This window comes from Clavibacter lycopersici (genome assembly GCF_003576405.1).
GTDB lineage: Bacteria > Actinomycetota > Actinomycetes > Actinomycetales > Microbacteriaceae > Clavibacter > Clavibacter lycopersici.
Genome location: NZ_QWGT01000478.1, coordinates 1 through 744, shown reverse-complemented (window position 1 = coordinate 744; position 744 = coordinate 1). Strand labels below are relative to the sequence as shown.

The window sequence follows — 744 nt, the reverse complement described above, 5'->3', positions numbered from 1 at the left end:
CCGCGAGGACGACGACCGCGGAGACCCCGGTGCGCGTGCCCGAGCGGCGCCGGTCCGAGGCGGACTCCACGGGGATCCCCGACTGCCGGCCGAGGCGGCGCACGGCGCGGTGGCGGCGACGCCAGCGGCACCGGGCGATCCACAGCAGGGCCGCCGCGAGCCAGGCCAGCGCGACCGGCACGAGGAGGCCCGCGGCGTCGGGCGCGTCCGGTCCCTGGCTGCGGTCGGGGCCGAGCGCGGCCGCGACGACGAGGATCACGAGGGAGGGGATCACCGCGAGCTCCGGCCGCTGGGAGCGCAACGCCACCGTGACGCCGACGACGGATCCGAGCAGCACGAGCGCGAACGCGGGCACGAGGAGCGCCTGGTAGTCGCCGACCGGGAGCGCGATGGTCAGCAGCCGCACGATGCCGAGGGACGCGCCCTCGACGAGCTCGGCGAGGCCCTGGAGCGTCGGCCGCCAGCCGTCGACGGCGCCGGTCGGCACCGCGAGCGGCACCCCGAGCGCGAGGAACGCGACGAGGGTCGCGGCCGCGACGACCGCGCTCCCCCAGCGGAGGCGGGCGCCGGCCACCGCGACGAGCGCGCCGACGACCAGCGTGATCCCCGCCATGCGCACGAACGACGCGTCGCGGTAGACCGGCCAGAAGGCGGCCGCGGCGAGGCCGGTGAGGAGCGCGATCGCGATGGCGGGGACGAGGGTGCGGCCGGGGTCGCGGGATCCGGCCGGCGTGCGGGGGCGGC

The 744-nt window shown here is 79.0% G+C and carries 1 pseudogene; it reads right to left on the bottom strand.

Annotated features, from left to right (window positions below):
* A pseudogene (locus DZG00_RS16055) lies at positions 1-744 on the bottom strand (transglutaminase domain-containing protein); the annotation flags it as partial.